This window comes from Microbacterium sp. C5A9 (genome assembly GCF_022627955.1).
In the GTDB taxonomy this organism is placed as follows: Bacteria; Actinomycetota; Actinomycetes; order Actinomycetales; family Microbacteriaceae; genus Microbacterium.
In genome coordinates this window covers 1-17,820 of the sequence record NZ_JABXGD010000010.1, presented here as the reverse complement: position 1 = coordinate 17,820, position 17,820 = coordinate 1, and the positions used below count along the sequence as shown (strand labels likewise).

14 protein-coding genes are annotated in these 17,820 nt (G+C 70.1%); 5 read left to right on the top strand and 9 right to left on the bottom strand.

Annotated features, from left to right (window positions below; all coding sequences use genetic code 11):
* Nucleotide 1: 1 nt before the first annotated feature.
* The 8 genes from HWD99_RS17250 to HWD99_RS17215 form a co-directional block, all read right to left on the bottom strand.
* A complete protein-coding gene (locus HWD99_RS17250; RefSeq protein WP_241797424.1) occupies nucleotides 2-1,165 on the bottom strand; it encodes a Gfo/Idh/MocA family protein in 1,164 nt (387 codons plus the stop codon).
* Nucleotides 1,166-1,432: 267 nt separating this feature from the next.
* The gene (locus tag HWD99_RS17245) at nucleotides 1,433-3,154 is read right to left on the bottom strand and encodes a DapH/DapD/GlmU-related protein (RefSeq protein ID WP_241797423.1); all 1,722 of its coding nucleotides are present in this window, start codon (nucleotides 3,152-3,154) and stop codon (nucleotides 1,433-1,435) included.
* Nucleotides 3,151-4,125 (bottom strand): hydroxyacid dehydrogenase, encoded by a 975-nt coding sequence (locus HWD99_RS17240; protein ID WP_241797422.1) that lies wholly within the window; start codon nucleotides 4,123-4,125, stop codon nucleotides 3,151-3,153. The genes HWD99_RS17245 and HWD99_RS17240 overlap by 4 nt, the downstream gene beginning before the upstream one ends.
* Nucleotides 4,122-4,808, bottom strand: a complete 687-nt coding sequence (locus HWD99_RS17235) for a DUF624 domain-containing protein (RefSeq protein ID WP_241797421.1) — start codon at nucleotides 4,806-4,808, stop codon at nucleotides 4,122-4,124. Before HWD99_RS17235 ends, HWD99_RS17240 begins: the two co-directional genes overlap by 4 nt.
* Nucleotides 4,809-4,811: 3 nt before the next feature.
* Nucleotides 4,812-5,714 carry a carbohydrate ABC transporter permease gene (locus tag HWD99_RS17230; protein WP_241797420.1) on the bottom strand — a complete coding sequence of 301 codons (903 nt, stop codon included), beginning with the start codon at nucleotides 5,712-5,714 and terminating at the stop codon, nucleotides 4,812-4,814.
* Nucleotides 5,714-6,652, bottom strand: a complete 939-nt coding sequence (locus HWD99_RS17225; RefSeq protein ID WP_241797419.1) for a carbohydrate ABC transporter permease — start codon at nucleotides 6,650-6,652, stop codon at nucleotides 5,714-5,716. The genes HWD99_RS17230 and HWD99_RS17225 overlap by 1 nt, the downstream gene beginning before the upstream one ends.
* 67 nt (nucleotides 6,653-6,719) lie before the next feature.
* Entirely contained in the window at nucleotides 6,720-8,000 is a 1,281-nt protein-coding gene (locus HWD99_RS17220; protein ID WP_241797418.1) for an extracellular solute-binding protein, read from the bottom strand.
* A gap of 66 nt (nucleotides 8,001-8,066) precedes the next feature.
* Nucleotides 8,067-10,016: a DUF2264 domain-containing protein gene (locus HWD99_RS17215; RefSeq protein WP_241797417.1), complete on the bottom strand. Its 1,950-nt coding sequence runs from the start codon at nucleotides 10,014-10,016 to the stop codon at nucleotides 8,067-8,069.
* Between the two features lie 145 nt (nucleotides 10,017-10,161).
* Between HWD99_RS17215 and HWD99_RS18730 the strand changes: the two genes are divergently transcribed.
* Both HWD99_RS18730 and HWD99_RS17205 read left to right on the top strand, forming a co-directional pair.
* Entirely contained in the window at nucleotides 10,162-11,961 is a 1,800-nt protein-coding gene (locus HWD99_RS18730; RefSeq protein ID WP_241797416.1) for a heparinase II/III family protein, read from the top strand.
* A complete protein-coding gene (locus HWD99_RS17205) occupies nucleotides 11,958-13,046 on the top strand; it encodes a substrate-binding domain-containing protein (RefSeq protein WP_241797415.1) in 1,089 nt (362 codons plus the stop codon). Before HWD99_RS18730 ends, HWD99_RS17205 begins: the two co-directional genes overlap by 4 nt.
* A 2-nt stretch (nucleotides 13,047-13,048) precedes the next feature.
* Here HWD99_RS17205 and HWD99_RS17200 read toward each other — a convergent pair whose 3' ends face one another.
* On the bottom strand, nucleotides 13,049-13,999 hold the full coding sequence (locus HWD99_RS17200; protein ID WP_241797525.1) for a LacI family DNA-binding transcriptional regulator: 951 nt from the start codon (nucleotides 13,997-13,999) through the stop codon (nucleotides 13,049-13,051).
* Between the two features lie 143 nt (nucleotides 14,000-14,142).
* On the opposite strand from HWD99_RS17200, the gene galT reads away from it, so the two are divergent.
* From galT to galE, 3 genes are read left to right on the top strand one after another with little or no spacing between them, the layout of a single operon-like run.
* Nucleotides 14,143-15,351 carry a galactose-1-phosphate uridylyltransferase gene (gene galT / locus HWD99_RS17195; RefSeq protein ID WP_241797414.1) on the top strand — a complete coding sequence of 403 codons (1,209 nt, stop codon included), beginning with the start codon at nucleotides 14,143-14,145 and terminating at the stop codon, nucleotides 15,349-15,351.
* Nucleotides 15,348-16,532 carry a galactokinase gene (gene galK, locus HWD99_RS17190; protein ID WP_241797413.1) on the top strand — a complete coding sequence of 395 codons (1,185 nt, stop codon included), beginning with the start codon at nucleotides 15,348-15,350 and terminating at the stop codon, nucleotides 16,530-16,532. The genes galT and galK overlap by 4 nt, the downstream gene beginning before the upstream one ends.
* Nucleotides 16,533-16,588: 56 nt before the next feature.
* Complete coding sequence (galE, locus tag HWD99_RS17185; protein WP_241797412.1) at nucleotides 16,589-17,566, top strand: UDP-glucose 4-epimerase GalE; 978 nt, start codon at nucleotides 16,589-16,591, stop codon at nucleotides 17,564-17,566.
* The last annotated feature ends 254 nt before the right edge of the window (nucleotides 17,567-17,820 follow it).

Below are 17,820 nucleotides of genomic sequence, written 5' to 3'. Positions count from 1 at the left end.
CTCAGCCCAGCGTCAGCGGGGAGAGCGAGACCTTGCGGCCCTCGGCGCTCGAGGTCAGGCCGGCCTCGGCGAACTGCACGCCGCGGGCGCCCGAGAGCAGGTCGAAGGGGTACGTCGTGCCCTCGACGAACGAGACCAGGTAATCCTCCCACTGCTGGCGGAAGCCGTTGAGGAAGACGTCGTTCGTGGGGACCTTCTGCCAGTCGGCGTCATAGTCGTGGCTGTCTTCGAGGTCGGGGTTCCACACGGGCTTCGGTGTGGCGTTGCGCGGCTGGATCTTGGCGCCGAAGAGTCCGACGACGGCGGACCCGTGGGTGCCGTCGACCTGGAACTCGACGAGCTCGTCGCGGTTGACGCGCACCGTCCAGCTGGAGTTGATCTCGGCGACGATGCCGCCCTCGAGCTCGAAGATGCCGTACGCGGCGTCCTCGGCGGTGGCGGTGTAGTGCTCGCCGTTCTCGTCCCAGCGGTCGGCGATGTGCACGGCGGCCTGCGCGTAAACGCTCTTGACCTCGCCGAAGAGGTTCTCGAGCACGTAGTTCCAGTGCGGGAACATGTCGACGATGATGCCGCCGCCGTCTTCGGTGCGGTAGTTCCAGCTCGGGCGCTGCGCGGGCTGCCAGTCACCCTCGAACACCCAGTAGCCGAACTCGCCGCGCACCGACAGGATGCGGCCGAAGAAGCCCGAGTCGATGAGGCGCTTGAGCTTCTGCAGGCCGGGCAGGTAGAGCTTGTCGTGCACGACGCCGGTCTTGACGCCCGCCGCGTCGGCGAGACGCGCGAGTTCGAGGGCCTCGTCGAGCGACTCGGCGGTGGGCTTCTCGGTGTAGATGGCCTTGCCGGCCGCGATCGCCTTGCGGAGAGCGGATGCACGGGCCTTGGTCACGAGGAAGTCGGCGTAGATCTCCCACTTCGGGTCGGCGAGCGCCGCGTCGAGGTCGGTGGTGTAGTCCTCGATGCCGTGCTTCGCGGCGAGCTCGGCGAGCTTGGCCTCGTTGCGGCCGACGAGCAGCGGCTTCACCGTGATGCGCGAGCCGTCGGGCAGCTCGATGCCGCCCTCGTCGCGGATCGCGAGGATCGACCGCACGAGGTGCTGGCGGTAGCCCATGCGTCCGGAGACGCCGTTCATGATGATCCCGATCTCGCGGGTTGTCGCCTGTGGCATTGCTGGTCCGTTCTCTTCTCTCAGCTCCCGCACGCTCTGCGGGGAAACTCGTGGGGAAACTCTGCGGGTAAGCGCTTTCCGACAGCATGCCATGCTCGGGCGCCTGACGCAAGCACTGACGGAAAACGCTCTCCGTGGCTGTGCGCGGCACGTCCAACCGGGATGCCGCGTGCGAGGTCGATATCGCTTCCGAACCGACCGTTTCGGGTGCTCTTGTGACCCCGCACCGGGCGCCGGGCGCACTTTCGACCCGCGTGCGAGCCCGGCTCAGGGGCTGGAGCCGCCGAGGGCCGCTGCCGGTTCCGGCCGATGCACGCCCCGCGGGCGGTACCCCAGTTCGCCGGCGATCCCGAGGACGTCGGCGAGGTACCAGATGATCGCGAGCCACATCTCCGTGCCCTGGAGCCCCGGCCGGGTCGCCGCGAGACCGCGACCGGCCGCCGACGGTTCCCGGAATCCGAACCCCTCGTCGGGCGCCCACATCGGCAGGGAGTCCGACAGCAGTCGCGCCGCGAGACGCCGCACCTCGTCGGAGCGGTGACCGGTGCCGCGGGTCAGCCAGAGCGGATGCGCGACGTCGAGCACGGTGCATGCGTCGCGCATTCCCGGCGCGAACCACCGCGGGTCGCGCGCATGGTCGAGCACGGTGTCGACGACCTTCTCGGGATGCGGCAGCGGCACGCCGAACTGCGCGAACGTTCCGCGCGACGCCCGATAGAAGCCGTTCACGACGGGCAGGAGTCCGCGGTCGGGAGTCGGCGACCCCCACATGCCGGTGCGTGCGTCGGCGTTCAGCAGCAGCCAGCCGAACAGCGCCTCCTCCACCCCCGCGGGGACGGGGACGCCCGCCCGCTTCGTCCACAGCAGGGCGGTGCCGAAGCCGTCGATGTGGTGACCGGCCTTCCAGGCATCCGTCGCCCACGGCAGCCCGCGGCAGAACTCCACGACGCTCTCGGGGGTCGCCTCGGTCACCCAGGTGAGCGCGGCGGGGAACCGCGAGCCGAGCAGGTCGAGCGCGTATCCGGCGCTGAGCACGTGATACGCCACGTCCTCGTGCGAGAAGTCCAGGTCCGGCTGCGGCTGACCGTCGGGGCAGAGGAGGGCGACAGCGCCGGTCGACGGATCCTGCCACTCGTGCAGGCGGCGGATCTGCGCCTCGGCGGAGAGCTGCGCGGGAGCCGAGCCGCTCAGCAGATCGGCGATCTCGATCGCATCCGCCTGCGCCCGAACGGTCGGGGCGCTGCCGGGGCGGTCGACGAACAGCCCCGCCTCCTCGCTCCACGAGCGCGCGAGCACCGCCGACACCTCGGCCCGCGCGCGCTCGGCGAACCGCGCCACCCGCTCGCCCAACCCGGCGGACTCGGAGTCGCGAACCGCCGATGCGCCCGAGACGGGAGACGACATCTCCGCCGCCGCATCTTCCGGCTCGACCCGCCAGCGCAGGAAGCGTGCGGGATTGCCGGCGACGATCGCGCCCGCGGGGATGTCCTTGGTGACCACCGCACCGGCGGCGATCACGGAGTGCGCGCCGACCGTGACGCCGTCGAGGATCACGGCGTGCGAGCCGATCCACACGTCGTCGCCGATCACGATGCCCCTGCTCGTCAGCGGCTGCCGGAACACCGGCGTGCCCGGTTCCATCGAGTGGTTGAAGCCGAGGATCGACGTGTGCGCGCCGATCCTCACGGCGTCGCCGAGCGCGACCCTCCCCCGGATGACGGTGTACGGGTTGATGCTGCAGTCGGCGCCCGCCACGAGCTCGCCGGTCAGATACGCCCCGGCGGCGATGTAGGTGCGATCGCCGAGCCGGAGTGCGTCGTGGTCGACCGACGCGAGCTCCGAGACGAAGCAGAGGTCGCCGAGTCGCCGCTCCGGACGCCCGTCGACCAGGGCTCGTTGACGCTCGAGCTGCGACTCGCGCTGCGCAGGGTCGGCATCGCGCCAGAAGTCCCAGGGCGAGAACTCGTGCGGGTCGACGGGCGTGCTCATGCGCTCAGTTCCATGTCGAGTCGGGTGATCACCTGCGACGGTACACCGCCGTGCAGCAGCGCCTCGACGTCGTCGAGAGCCGAATCGGCGAGACGCCGGGCCTCGTTGCCCATGGATCCGGCGATGTGCGGGGTGAGGGCGACGTTCGGCAGCGCTCGCAGCGGCGAATCGGTCGGCAGCGGATCCGGTTCGGTGACGTCGAGCACGGCATCCAGTCGCCCCGAGGTGCATTCGGCGAGCAGCGCATCGTGATCGAGGATCCATCCGCGCGCGGTGTTGATGACGGTGGCGCCGTCGTGCAGCGCCGCGAGCTCGGCTGCACCGATCATATGCCTGGTCTCGGGCAGCGCGGGGGCATGCAGCGACAGCACGTCGACCTGTCCGAGCATGTCGTCGAGGGGCAGCAGTTCGCCGCCGGCATCCGCCACGGCCTCTGCGGAGACGAACGGGTCGGCGACGAGGATCCGGATGCTGTCGAGCTGGCCCAGCATCCGCACCACCCGACGTCCGATCCGCGAGAAGCCGACGACGCCGACCGTGCGGCCGACGCTTCCGTACCGGGTCGAGCCGACCAGGTCGCGCCACTCCAGCACCGTCGAGGGCGACCGCATGTGCACGAAGGCGCGCTTGAAGGCGAGGATGATCGTCGCGAACGTGTACTCCGCGACGGGCACCGCGTTGGCGTCGGCGGCCGAGGTCACGGTGATGCCCCGTTCCCACAGTTCGTCGGAGACCAGCTGCTGCACGCTGCCCGCCGCGTGCACCACGGCGCGCAGCCGCGGCATCCGGTCGAGGAGCTCGGCGTCGAGACGCGGAGCACCCCACGACGTCAGGAGGATCTCGGTGTCGGAGAGATCTCCGTCGTCGATCGGGAGACGGGGAGACGGAGCGAGCGCTCGCAGGCGCCGCAGACGCGCATCGTCGAAGAGCAGGTCGAACACCTCGGGACTCATCGCGGTGCGGACGGTCACGCGCGCACCTCCGCGGCCTCGAGCTCGGCGTCCATGTCGAGCACGGGGCGCAGGGTGTACCGGCTGTTCGCCCACGCCACGTACAGCGCGGGGGCGCACGTGAGGCCGATCGCGATCGCGGGCATCGTCGTGAACAGCCCGATCTGCACGCCGAACACGACGAGCGACAGCGCCGTGAGGTACCAGCGACGCACGCACAGGTACAGCGCGGCCTTCACGATGTCGCGCAGGCGCGCGCCCGGCTCCTCGGCGAGGGCGGCGAGAGCCACCAGGGCGGTCGCGACCGTGATCACGGTGAGCAGCGCGAGCACCGGCACGATCATGACCGATGCGGGCGAGGCGCTGACCGCGCGCACGTCGACGAGCAGCACCACGACGGATGCCGCCGCCGCCGCACCGATCAGCATGCCCTTGCGCGCCGTCGCCTTCCAGCCGCGGAGGAACGAGCGCACGACCTGGGGCTCGCCGCGGCCGAACTCCCGGAACGCCGTGAAGGCGCCGCTCAGCGCGGGGGCGGCCAGCGGAGCCGCGAGCGCCACCAGCGGCCACGACAGAGCGGGGTCGGTCGTCATCAGCAGCACCACGAGAGGCGATGCGGCGACGAGCACGAGGAAGTTCACCATCAGGCCCAGGTAGACGACGCCGAGGATCGTGGCCCAGGCGTCGTGGGATACGCGCTTCATCGGTCAGCCCTTCAATCCGCTGGTGGCGATGCCCTCGACGAAGTACTTCTGCCCGAGCAGGAAGATGATCGCGATGGGCACGACCGAGATCGTGAGCCCGGCGAACAGCAGCGCGTAGTTCGTGTCGAAGAGGTTCGAGACGAAGCTCTTGAGTCCGAGCTGGATCGTCCACAGGTCGGGGTTGCGGAGATAGATGAGCGGCCCGAGGTAGTCGTTCCAGGTGTTCACGAACGTGAGCAGCGTGAGGCTCGCGATCGCGGGCACCGACAGCGGCAGCATGATCCGCCGCCAGATGGCGTACTCGCTGAGCCCGTCGAGACGAGCGGCCTCGCTGAGCTCCTCGGGGATGGTCTCGTAGTACTGCTTCATGAGGAAGACGCCGAAGGCTCCGAACGCCTGGAGCAGGATGATCGACCACAGGGTGTTCGACACCTTCAGATTCGACAGCAGGATGAACTGCGGGATCATGTACGACTGCCACGGCACCGCGATGGTGCCGATGTAGGCGAGGAACAGGATGTCGCGGCCGGCGAACTTCATCCGCGCGAAGCCGTACGCCGCGAACGAGCCCGTCAGCACCTGCAGGAAGGTCACGCTGACCGCGAGGAACAGCGTGTTGCGGATCCAGACGAGCATGTTCGACTTCGTCCAGATGTCGATGTAGTTCTGCCACACGAACGTCTCGGGCACCCAGACGACGGGCACCGAGAACACCTCGTTGGCGTTCTTCAGCGAGCTCATGACCATCCAGAAGAACGGGGCGAGCAGGCCGACCGCCGCGATGATCAGGGCGATGTAGCCGAGGGTGCGGCCGATCGTGAGCCGGGAGCGCGCACGGCCGGCGGGGGCGGGGGCGGTGAGCTTGCGCAGCGTGCCGCCGGTGACGAGCACCTGTGTCTCGGTCATCATGCGCTCCGCTTCCTGTTCCAGAGGAACTGGCCGATGGTCACGAGGATGCAGAGGAAGAACAGCGCGACGGCGGCGGCCGACGCGTATCCGAACTGCGACTCCTCGAAGCCCTTCTTGTAGATGAACTGCGACAGCACCAGGGTCGACTGCCCGGGCCCGCCGTCTGTCATGACGAGGATCAGGTCGAAGATCTTGAACGAGTTGATGGTGAGCATCACCGTGACGAAGAACATGGTGGGCCGCAGCGACGGGAGCGTGACGTTGACGAAGCGCTGCCACACGTTGGCGCCGTCGACGCGCGCCGCCTCGTGCAGCTCGCGCGGCACGGTCTGCAGCCCCGCGAGGAACAGGATCATGTAGTAGCCCATGTCGCGCCAGGTGCTGACGATCACGACGGCGGGCATGGCCCACTCCGACGAGGTGAGCCACCCGGGCGGCTCGGAGATGCCGATCGCCCGGAGCACCTCGTTGATGGGACCGTAGTCGGGGCTGAAGAGCAGGTTCCACACCACGGCGATCGCGACGATCGAGGTGATGTAGGGGAAGAAGGCGGCGGTGCGGAAGAACGCGACGCCGCGGAGCTTGTTGTTGAGCAGCAGTGCGAGCCCGAGCGAGACGACGATCGTCAGCGGGATGTGCATCACCGAGTAGTAGATGGTGTTCCAGAACGCGACGTGGAAGCTGCCGTCGCCCATCAGGCGCTGGAAGTTGGCGATGCCCACCCAGTCGGCCTTGCCGAAGACGTTCCAGTTCGTGAACGCCATGTAGAAGAGGATCAGCACCGGAAGCAGGGTGAGGAACCCGAATCCGATGAAGTTCGGCAGGATGAAGCTCCAGCCGATCAGGGCATTGCGGCGACGCAGCGCCGAGCGGCGGCGGGGCGGCTTCGTCTGCGGCGGGGCCGCGTCACGACGCGGGGCCTCGGTGGTGGTCATGTCTCGTCTCCTGGATGCTGCGCGAGGGCGGTGTCGGGGGCCGGCCGGCGGCCGGCCCCCGAGGGGGTCAGCCGACCTCGTTCTTCACGCGGTCCTCGGCGGTCTTGATGGCGTCGTCGACCGACGCCGAGCCCGACATGACGGCCGTGTGCAGGTCGGCCAGGATGCCCTGGATCGTCGCCGTCTTGCTCGAGGTGGGGTTCTCGGGCAGCACGTCGTGGGTCGACCAGGCGAACGTCGACAGCTCGTCGGCCGGTGCTCCGTCGACCGCGAAGTACGTGTCGACGACCGCGTCGTTCGTGAGCGCCGGCGAGATGCCGATCGCGGCGAGCGCCTGCGCGCCCTCCTCCGATGCCGCGAACTCGAGGAACTGCTTGGCGGCGTCGACCTTGGCGGAGTCGATGTTCGCGTTGATGCCGAAGCCCGTCGGGTCGCCGAACGTCACCGGGGTGTTGTCGGTGCCGGTGGTCTCGTCGTCGAGCTGCGGCGCGGGGGCGATGCCCCACTCGAAGTCGTTCGCCTCACCCGAGGCCTGCTGCGCGATGAGGGTCGCGGTGTACCACGTGCCCATCAGCATCATCGCGGCCTTCTGGGTGCCGAACTCGCCCTGGTAGGTGAGCTGGTTGGCGGTCGAGGTGTTGAAGTCGACCTGGTCGCCCGCGTCCTGCAGGGCGAGCGTGCTGTCGTAGTAGTCCTTCATGTTGTCGAAGTCGCCGTCGAGCACGCTCGTACCGGTCTGCGCGTTCGCGAAGCCCTGCACGGTGGACTGCCACCGGTGCAGGTACGCACCCTTGGAGGTGTCGGTGGTGAGCGCCTCCGCGGCATCCGCGTAGTCGTCCCACGTCCATGACCCGTCGGGCTGGGCGACACCCGCCGCGTCGAACAGTGCCTTGTTGTAGAAGAGCACCCACGAGTCCTGGCGGTACGGCACGGCGTAGGCGGCGCCGTCGACCTCGTAGGAGTCGGCACCGCTGATGCCGTCGGGCAGAGCCACGTCCGAGACGTCGAGCAGCTGGCCGCCCTCCTGGAAGGTCGTGACGTACTTGACCTCCTTCTGCGTGATGATGTCGGGGCCGGATCCGGCGGCGAGGTCGGCGGTGACGAGCGTGTTGTACTCGGCGGCGTCGTACTCCTTGAGCTCGATCTTCACGTTCGGGTGGTCCGCGGTGAAGGCGTCGGCGAGGGTCTGGAACTCGGGGGTGGTGTCGATGCTCCAGCCCGAGAGCGTGAGCGTGACGGGGGCGTCGGGGTCGGTGCTCTCTCCGGCGTCGCTGCTGCCGGAGCAGCCTGCGAGGGCGAGGGCCGCGACAGCGGCGATGCTGCCGGCGGCGAGGATCTTGCGGTTCATGGGGTACTGCTCCTTTGCAATTGCGGGTGCCCAAGACGGGTCGGGATGACGGGTCGGGATGACGGCTCAGGCGAGCCGGTGTTCGGTGGTGAGGGAATCGGGCCACGTGACGGCGACGTCGTCGCCGTCGACACGGGCGGAGGGAGCGGATGCCGGGGCGCGGTCGGACAGGTGCACCGCGGTCACGATCCACTCCCCGATCGACACCGGATACGTCACGACGGGGACGGAGGCGACCGCGCCGAGCGGGCTCGCGTCGCGCCGCGTCTCGATCGAGGGCACTCCCCCGGGTGTCAGCGCGACGACGGTGCCGTGACGGCCTCGAGCGGACGATGCGGCGGCGTTCGCCGTGACGGAGTCGTCGACGGCATCCGCGGCGAGCGCCCAGCCGCCGACCCTCAGGGCCGTGGGAGCGGCATCCGCCTCGATCCGATCGATGCGCACGAACCGCACCTCCCATGCACCGCGCACGATCGACCAGGTGGTGAGGGTGCCGGCGATCTCGACGTCTCCCGTGATGCCGGAACCGTGGCGGGTCTGGGTGGTGGCCGGTGTGATCCAGTGCGCGGTCGCCTCGGATCCGGCGATCGCGGCATCCCCGTCGCGACGGATGCCCTGCACGCGCATGCCCGCACGATGCGTCGCCCGCCCGTCGGCGTGCAGCAGCGCGACCGACTGCTCCAGGGGCTCCGCCCAGGCGTCGCCGTTCAGCAGCGGGCTCGCGGCGGTCGAGTAGCCGAGGCGGGCGTAAAGCGGGGAGTCGCCGACGAGGTCGCCGGGTCGTGCGTGGTCGGCTCCGTGGTTGATCACGCGCACGATGCCGTCGTCGGCCGTGGCGGAGATGATCCATGCCGGGGCCTCGACGACACGCATCACGTCGGCGGTCTCGATGGGCAGCGGCTCCGACGGCGCGGACCAGACCGGGTGGTCGGCGGGCAGCGCGATGCCGAGCAGCCCCTTCGACGCCCAGTACGGGGAGCCGGTGCCGGAGTAGTTCTGCGCGAGCCGCCGCCATTCGCCGTGCCACCCCAGGTCGAGGAGTCCCTGCTCATTCGGGGCGCCGTTCTCGGCGAAGTGGCGCACGATGGCGGATGCCGCGCGGCGCAGCTGCCCGAGCGGGACCGACGGCGTCTCGGCGATCGCCCCTGCCCAGTAGGGGGCTGCCGCCGCGAAGCGGTAGACGAGGCTGCGGCCCTGGATGAGCGGCGAGCCGTCGGCGCCGACGAGGGCGATCGCATCCTCCAGGAAGGCGTCGAGCCGGGCGAGGTCGCCCTCGGTGCGACCGCCGGCGAGCTCGGCGGCACCCTGCATCCGCGACCACAGCACCGGGTAGAGGTGCAGCGCCCAGCCGACGTAGTGGTCGTAGGAGCGGTCGTCGCCGTCGGAGATCCATCCGCCCTCGCGCACGAACGAGTCGTGCTGCGCCAGATCCTGATCGATGTCGGCCTGCGACCACGGGCCGCCCACCGATCGGAGGAAGGTCTGCACGACCACGCGGAACCACAGCCAGTTGTTGCGGGGGTAGCTGTCGTCTCCCACGACGGGTGCGAGGTAGTCGATCATGCGGCGCTGGGTGGTCTCGTCGAGGCGGTCCCAGATCCAGGGGCGGGTCATGTCGAGGATCAGCGCGATCGATGCGGCTTCGACCTTGGCCTGCGCGTGCTCGTCGAGCCGCACCCACCGGTCGGCGCCCTCGGGGTCGACCCCGGCGACGATGCCGCGCGAGTAGACGTCGATGAGGTCGTCGACTCCTTCGCCGCGCGCCCCGGCGATCCGGAAGCCGGCGAGCAGGAAGGTGCGGACGAATCCCTCGAGGCCGTCGACGTCGATTCCGTATCCGCCCGATGCCCCGGGGAGCGTGATGCGGGCGCCGTTCTCGGAGGCCCAGGGACGCACGGCCGCGAGCAGTCCGTCGGCGTAGGCGAGCAGATCGTCGCGCGACCACTCGGCGCCGACAGACGCCTCGCCCTCGCGGGTGCTCATCGCCGTCGGTGCGACGGTGCGCTCGTACGTCACAGGGTTCTCCTTTGAAGACTGCTTCGAGGTGGATCGCGGCGACTCTCGTCCCTTCGCGATCGTTGGGAGATTATCATCGCATTTCGATCAAGACAAGACTCAAATATCTCTAGATCGATCATTTTCGATCAGTTATGCTGGTTCCGTGAACACGCTTCCCGCGCCGACCGCCGACGATCGCGCCGCCTGGGCGCACGTCGATGCGGCCGACCTGCTCGCCCGCGCTGCGGCCGATCTCGGCTCGCCGTGGCCGCAGCCCCTCGCCAGTCAGGCCGCCCGCGTGCACCGCGACGGCGACCGCATCGCGTGGGAAGACCCCGCCTTCGCGCGTCAGCACCGGCTCAGCCGCGCGACGATCGCCGCGGCGGTCACCCTGGACGAGCGGTGGATCGACGAGGTCGTCGACGGCGTGCAGTTGCTGTGCGAGCAGAGCTCGTGGTGCTGGCCGGCACACGACGACACGTTCGACCGGCACAGCAGCGTGCTCGCGACCGTCACCGACCCCTACGTCGACCTCGGCGCAGGTGAGGTCGTCGCTCAGCTGGCCTGGATCGATCACGTGCTCGGCGCGCAGCTCGACGCGCGCGCCCCCGGCATCCGCTCCCGCATCCGACACGAGGCGCAGGTGCGCGTCTTCCGCCCCTTCGTCGAACGCCGCGACTGGCATTGGCTGGGGCTCGACGGCGACGTGCACAACTGGAATCCGTGGATCCACTCCGCAGTGCTCACCGCGGCCATGCAGCTGCACGGCGACCCGGACGACCTCATCGATCTGGTCGTCGAGGGACTGCACCGCTATCTCGTCTCGCTGCCCGACGACGGCGCGATCGACGAGGGGTACTCGTACTGGTGGAACGGGGCATGCCGGGCTCTCGAGGCGATCCACCTGCTCGAGCACTCCGGACGCCCCGTGCCGGTCCTCCCCGGGATGCGCGAGACCGTCGCGTTCCCGCACCGCTGCCACCTCGGCGGCGACTGGTACGCGAATCTCGCCGACGGGCAGGCCCGCCCGCAGACCGACCTTCCCTGGCAGGCGCTGCACCGTGCCGCCCGGCGGATGGGCGATGCGGATGCCGCCGCCCACGCCGCCTCGTACCGCGGAGCGTCGCCGTCGGAGTCCGCGGGGCTCGGGCGACTCGTCCAGGAGCTGACCGACGCCGACTGGCTCGCCGCCACCCCCGCAGACCCTCCGCTGCCGCGCGACGTGTGGCTGCCGTCGACGCAGGTGCTGCTCGCGCGCGAGCGGGCCGGCGCGGTCGACGGCCTCGGCCTCGTGATCAAGGGCGGGCACAACGCCGAGCACCACAACCACAACGACGTCGGCTCGTTCATCGTCACATCCGACGGGGTGCCGGTCATCGTCGACGCCGGGCGCCCGACCTACACGAAGGCCACGTTCGGACCCGATCGCTACTCGATCTGGACCATGCAGAGCGCCTGGCACAGCACCCCCACGATCGCAGGTGTCGATCAGTCCGTGGGACGGGAGTTCGCCGCGTCCGATGTCGTCGTCTCGACGACGGATGCCGCGTCGTCGCTGGCCCTCGACATCGGCGGGGCGTACGCGCTCGACGACGTACGGTGGCGCCGGACCGCCGCGCTCGACCGCGCACACGGGATCGTGCGAGTGACCGACGAGTGGAACGCGCCCTCGTCCGCCGCATCCAGCACCCTCCATCTCGTCGTCGCCGGAGCCGTGGCGCCCCTCGATGACGGCGTGCGCGTCGTGCCGCTCGACGGCGCGACGCCCGTCGTGATCCGCTGGCCCACCGGCATCCGCTCCGCGCACACCGTGCGCCCGCTCGACGACCCGATGCTGAGCGACGTGTGGGGCGAGCGACTCACCCGCATCGAACTGGACGTGAGCGCGCACGATCAGGCGTGGATCACGGTAGAAAGAGACGACGCCACCCCGGCGACGGGCGACAGCGAGGACGACCGATGACCGATCAGCAGCACGCTCCGCTGGCGCCCGCGCGTCACGCGCACATCATCGCCGCGCTCGAACGCGAGGGGATCGTGCGGGTGTCGCGCCTGACCGAAGAGCTCGGGGTCGCTCCCGTGACGCTGCGCCGCGACCTGCAGCAGCTCGAAGAGGAGGGGCGTCTCGAGCGCGTGCACGGTGGCGCCGTACCGACGCAGACGCCCGACGCCGATGTGCCCGTGGCGGCGCAGACCGGCGGAGCGATCGGCGTGCTGGTGCCGTCGCTCGCCTACTACTGGCCGGGAGTCGTGCGCGGCATGGAGGCCGAGGCCCGCAAGCGCGGGCTTCGTCTCGTGCTGCGCGGCGCCTCGTACGAGCTGCAGGACGAACGGCCGGTGCTCGAGCGCCTCATCGCGGCCGACGACATCCGCGGACTGATCGTCGCCCCCAACCCCGATGTGACCCACGCACAGGATGTGGTGCAGTGGCTCGACGCCGCGGGCATCCCGTCGGTGTTCGTCGAGCGCGACGCCGTGGTGCTGCCCGACCGCGCGCCCGTCGAGAACGTCACGACCGACCATGCGCTCGGCGCCGTGCTCGCCGCCCGTCATCTCGCGAGCCTCGGCCACCGCCGCATAGGGCTCATCCTGTCGCGGGAGTCACCCACGGGCCGCAAGATCCTGACCGGGTGGGCGACGGCCTGTGACGAGCTCGGACTCGCTCCGGACGACCATTTCGAGAGTCTGTTCCCCGATCGCAACGGACCCGGGTTCGCGACCGCCGTCAACGCAGCCATCGACAAGGCACTCGATGCCGGAGTCACGGGTCTGCTCATCCACTCGGACCCCGAGGCGATGGCGTTCATCGACATCGCACTGAATCGCGGGCTCTCGGTGCCCGAGGACCTCTCGGTCGTCGCCTACGACGACGAGGTCGCGCAGCTGTTCACGCCGGCGCTCAGCGCCGTCAGCCCGCCGCGGGCCGCCGTCGGGGCCGCGGCCATCGATCTGCTCGCCCGACGCATCGCCGACCCCACGCGTCCGGTGCACCGGGTGTCGCTGAGCCCGACCATGCACGCGAGGGAGTCGTCGGCGCCGCCCGCCTGACCTCAGCGGGTGCTGGCGCGCTCGACGAGACGGGTCGGCACCACGACCGAGGCGTCCTCCCCCGGCGTTCCCTCGATCTCTGCCACGAGCAGGTCGACGGCGCGGTGGGCGAGAGCGGTGAAGTCCTGCCGGATCGTCGTCAGCGGAGGGCGGTAGTTGGCGGCATCCGGCACGTCGTCGAAGCCGATCACGCTGACGTCCTCCGGAACCCGACGGCCGGCCTCGGCGAGCGCGCGCAGCAGCCCGAGAGCCATCTGGTCGTTCGCGCAGAAGACGGCGGATGCTCCGCCCAGCGCATCGCCCGCCACGAAACCGGCCTCGGCGCTCCAGTCGCCGCGCACCACTGCGGGAGGCTCGATGCCCGCGGCGACGAGCGTGTCACGCCAGCCGCGTTCGCGCTCGACGGCCGCGAACGAGTCGACCGGGCCCGCGAGGTGATGCACGGTGTCGTGTCCGAGTCCCAGCAGGTGGGCGGTCGCCGCTGCCGCACCGCCGACGTGGTCGCTGTGCACGACGGCGAGGTCGGCCGACCCCGGAGCGTCGACGACGACCAGCCGCAGTCCGGCGGGGCGCTGCGCCGCGGGCACCAGAGCCGATGCCTCGTTCAGCACGATCGCCCCGTCGACCTCCTGCTCGGCGAGGCGCTCGAACGCGTCGGCCACACTCTCGGCGGCGGTCACGAGGGTCAGTGCGTAGCCGCGCTCGGCCGCCGCCTCGGCGGTGGCCTGCAGCATCCGCGAGTTGCCGACCGTCGCAAGAGTGGTGACGACGAGGCCGATCGTCTGCGAGCGGCCCGTGCGCAGCGCGCGGGCGGCTCGATGCGGCCGGTAGCCGAGTTCCGCCATCGCCTTCTCGACGCGGTCGCGGGTGGCCGGGTCGACGCGGGGGCTGTCGTTGACGACGCGCGAGACCGTCTGCCCCGAGACCCCGGCGCGGGCGGCGACCATCGCCATCGAGACGCGTCCCGACGACGGGCGGCGTCGGCGCGGCCCTCGAGGGTCGTGCAGGTGGTCGTCATCCATCACGGGCACCTCCGTCAGCCGTTCGCACCTCAGCAATGTTGACGTTACCACGACGGTGTGCGTACCATGTTTACGTGAACACGCACGATTCTGCCGAGTTGCGAACCGAGACCCTGTCCGCCGGAGTGGTCAAGCGAGCGACGACGCTCGCCGACGGCCGTGAGCTGATCTACTTCGACGATCCCGACACCACGCTCGGCGAGGAGCGCGCGGTCGACGCGCGCACCCTCGACCCGCGCGGCGAGACCGCCTCGATGCGACTCGACGTGCTGACCGGAGACTGGATCACGGTGGCCGCGAACCGGCAGAACCGCGTGATGATGCCGAGCGCCGACGCCGACCCGCTCGCTCCGCAGTCCCCGACCAACCCGTCGGAGGTGCCCTCGCGCTACGACGTCGCGGTGTTCGAGAACCGCTCCCCCGCTTTCGGCCCCGCACTCGCCGAAGCCGTCGGCATCGCCCCCGCGGCGGGCAACGCGCCGCGAGGACTCGACGACCTCGCGGCGCTCGGCCTCGGTCGCACCCGCACGTCGGTCGGCCGATGCGAGGTCGTGTGCTTCAGCCCCGAGCACGCCGGGTCTTTCGGAACCCAGTCGGTCACGCGTGCGCGCACAGTGATCGAGGCGTGGGCCGATCGGACCGCCGCCCTCTCGAAGCTCCCCGGCATCGAGCAGATCTTCCCGTTCGAGAACCGCGGCGAGGCGATCGGCGTCACCCTGCCGCACCCGCACGGTCAGATCTACGCGTACCCGTACGTGACACCGCGCACGACGCGAGTGCTCGACTCGATCGATCGCACCGCTCCCGACCTGTTCCAGCGCATCCTCGACTTCGAGCAGGACTCCGAGCGCGTCGTGTTCCGCGGCGAGCACTGGACGGCCTTCGTGCCGTTCGCCGCCCGCTGGCCGCTCGAGGTGCACCTCATGCCGCACCGCCATGTCGCCGATTTCGCCGAGACGACGGATGCCGAGCGCGACGAGCTGGCGCCTCTCTATCTGCGCCTGCTGCGCGGCGTCGACGCGCTGTACGACTCCCCGACCCCCTACATCGCCGCGTGGCACCAGGCCCCGGTGAACGTCGGCCGCGAGAGCGTGCGCCTGCACCTGCAGCTCACGAGTCCTCGGCGCGCCGCCGACAAGCTCAAGTTCCTCGCCGGCTCCGAGGCCGCGATGTGGGCCTGGGCCGCCGAGGTCACCCCCGAACAGGGCGCCGCCCGCATCCGCGAGGCCATCGCCCGGGCTGACGCCGCCACGACGAACGACGCAGAAGAGGCATCCGCATGACCATCGCACCGACCCGCGACACCGCGACCGCTCTCTTCACCGCGCTCACCGGCGCCGAGCCCGCAGGGGTCTGGTCTGCCCCGGGCCGCGTGAACCTCATCGGCGAGCACACCGACTACAACGACGGCTTCGTGCTGCCGTTCGCCATCCCGCACCGCACCGTCGCCGCGGTCGGCACTCGCGATGACGCCCGCATCCGCGTCACCTCGACCTTCGCCGACGAGCCGGTCGAGGTCTCGCTCGATGAACTCGGCGAGCTGTTCCCGACGCCGTCGGGCGCGACCCCCGCGGTTCCGGAGTGGGCCGCGTACCCGCTGGGGGTGGCGTGGGCGCTGCTCGAGGCGGGAGCCTCCGGCTCCGGCCTCGACATCGCACTCGCCTCCGATGTGCCTGTGGGCGCGGGGCTGTCCTCGTCGGCGGCCATCGAAGGCGCGACCGCATCCGCACTGAACGATCTCTGGAACGCCGGTCTCGACCGCACGGCTCTGGCCCGCATCGGCCGCCGCGCCGAGAACGAAGCCGTCGGCGCCCCCACCGGCATCATGGACCAGATGGCCTCGATGCTCGGCGAGCCCGACGCCGCGATCTTCCTCGACTGCCGCTCGCTCGAGGCCCAGCTGGTGCCCGTGGGCATCGCCGAGGCGGGACTCGCGATCCTCGTGATGGACACGCGTGTGATGCACGCGCACTCCACCGGCGGCTACGGCGAGCGTCGTGCCGCGTGTGAACGCGGTGCGAGCATCATGGGCGTCCCGAGCCTGCGCGACGTGTCGGTCGACGATCTCGTCCGCGCCGAGGAGCTCATGGACGATGTGACGTTCCGTCGCGTGCGCCACGTCGTCACCGAGAACCAGCGCGTGCTCGATACGGTGGCGATCCTCCGCGAGAAGGGCGCCCGCGCGATCGGCGACCTTCTGGTGGCGTCGCATGCGTCGATGCGCGATGACTTCGAGATCTCTGTTCCGGAGCTCGACACCGCCGTGGAGACGGCTCTCGCGTCCGGCGCGCTGGGTGCGCGGATGACCGGGGGCGGATTCGGCGGCGCGGCCATCGCGCTGATCGAGCAGGCTGCTGTGCAGCAGGTGTCGGACGCCGTCACGGCCGCCTTCGCGGATGCAGGCTTCGCCGCACCGGTGATCTTCACCGTGACTCCGGCGGCGGGCGCGCACCGCGACGCCTGACGGACTCTCCGGCCGGAGCCTGAAACAATGGACACCTGACCACTGGAGGAGAACGAATGTCCTGGATCGTCACCGGCGGCGCCGGCTATATCGGATCGCACGTCGTACGCGCGTTGGCGGATGCCGGGCTCGCGCCCGTCATCCTGGATGACCTCTCCAGCGGGGTCGCCTCGTTCATCCCCGAGGGTGTGCCGTTCGTGCAGGGGAGCATCCTCGATCGGGACATCGTCGAGAAGGCTCTGCGGGACCACGACGCCGACGGTGTCATCCACGTCGCGGGCTTCAAGTACGCCGGCGTCTCGGTGCAGCGTCCGCTGCACACCTACGCACAGAACGTCGAGGGCACGCGTGTGATCCTCGAGGCCATGGAGGCCGCGGGCGTCGCGAACATCGTCTTCTCCTCGTCGGCTGCCGTCTTCGGCACGCCCGATGTGCCTCTCGTCGTCGAGAGCACCGAGAAGAAGCCCGCCAGTCCCTACGGGGAGTCGAAGCTCATCGGCGAGTGGCTGCTGCGTGACCAGGCGGTCGCGACGGCGGAGAGCGACAGCCCCCTGCGGCACACGTCGCTGCGCTACTTCAACGTGGTGGGCTCGGCCGACCCCACGGTCTACGACGTGAGCCCGCACAACCTCTTCCCGATCGTGTTCGAGGCGCTGCTGGCGGGCAAGACCCCGCGCATCAACGGCGACGACTACGACACCGAAGACGGAACCAACGTCCGCGACTATGTGCACGTCGGCGATATCGCCGCGGCCCACGTCGCCGCCGCGCAGCGTCTCGCCTCGGGAGAGCCGATCGAGCCGGCGTATAACCTCGGGTCCGGTGACGGCCTGAGCGTGAAGCAGATCATGGATGCCGTCGCCCGGGTGACCGGCATCGACTTCACGCCGGAGATCGGCCCCCGCCGTGCCGGAGACCCCGACCGCATCGTCGCGACCGGTGAGCTCGCTGCGCGCGACCTCGACTGGAAGATGCGCTACTCGGTGGACGAGATGGTGCGCACGGGCTGGGAGGCCCGCCGCAACGCCTCCTAGCCGCAACCGCGCACAGAACGACCAAGGGCCCTTCCTCAGCAGAGGAAGGGCCCTTGGTCATGGTCACGATGTGCCGTGGCATCCGATCGAGATGCGAACCCCTGAAGGCCCGCTCCCGACGATCACTTACGACGCGTTAACGCAGAAAAGCCACCCAGCATTGGGTGGCTTTTCTGTTTAAAAGAAGTCCGGCGGTGTCCTACTCTCCCACAGGGTCCCCCCTGCAGTACCATCGGCGCTGTGAGGCTTAGCTT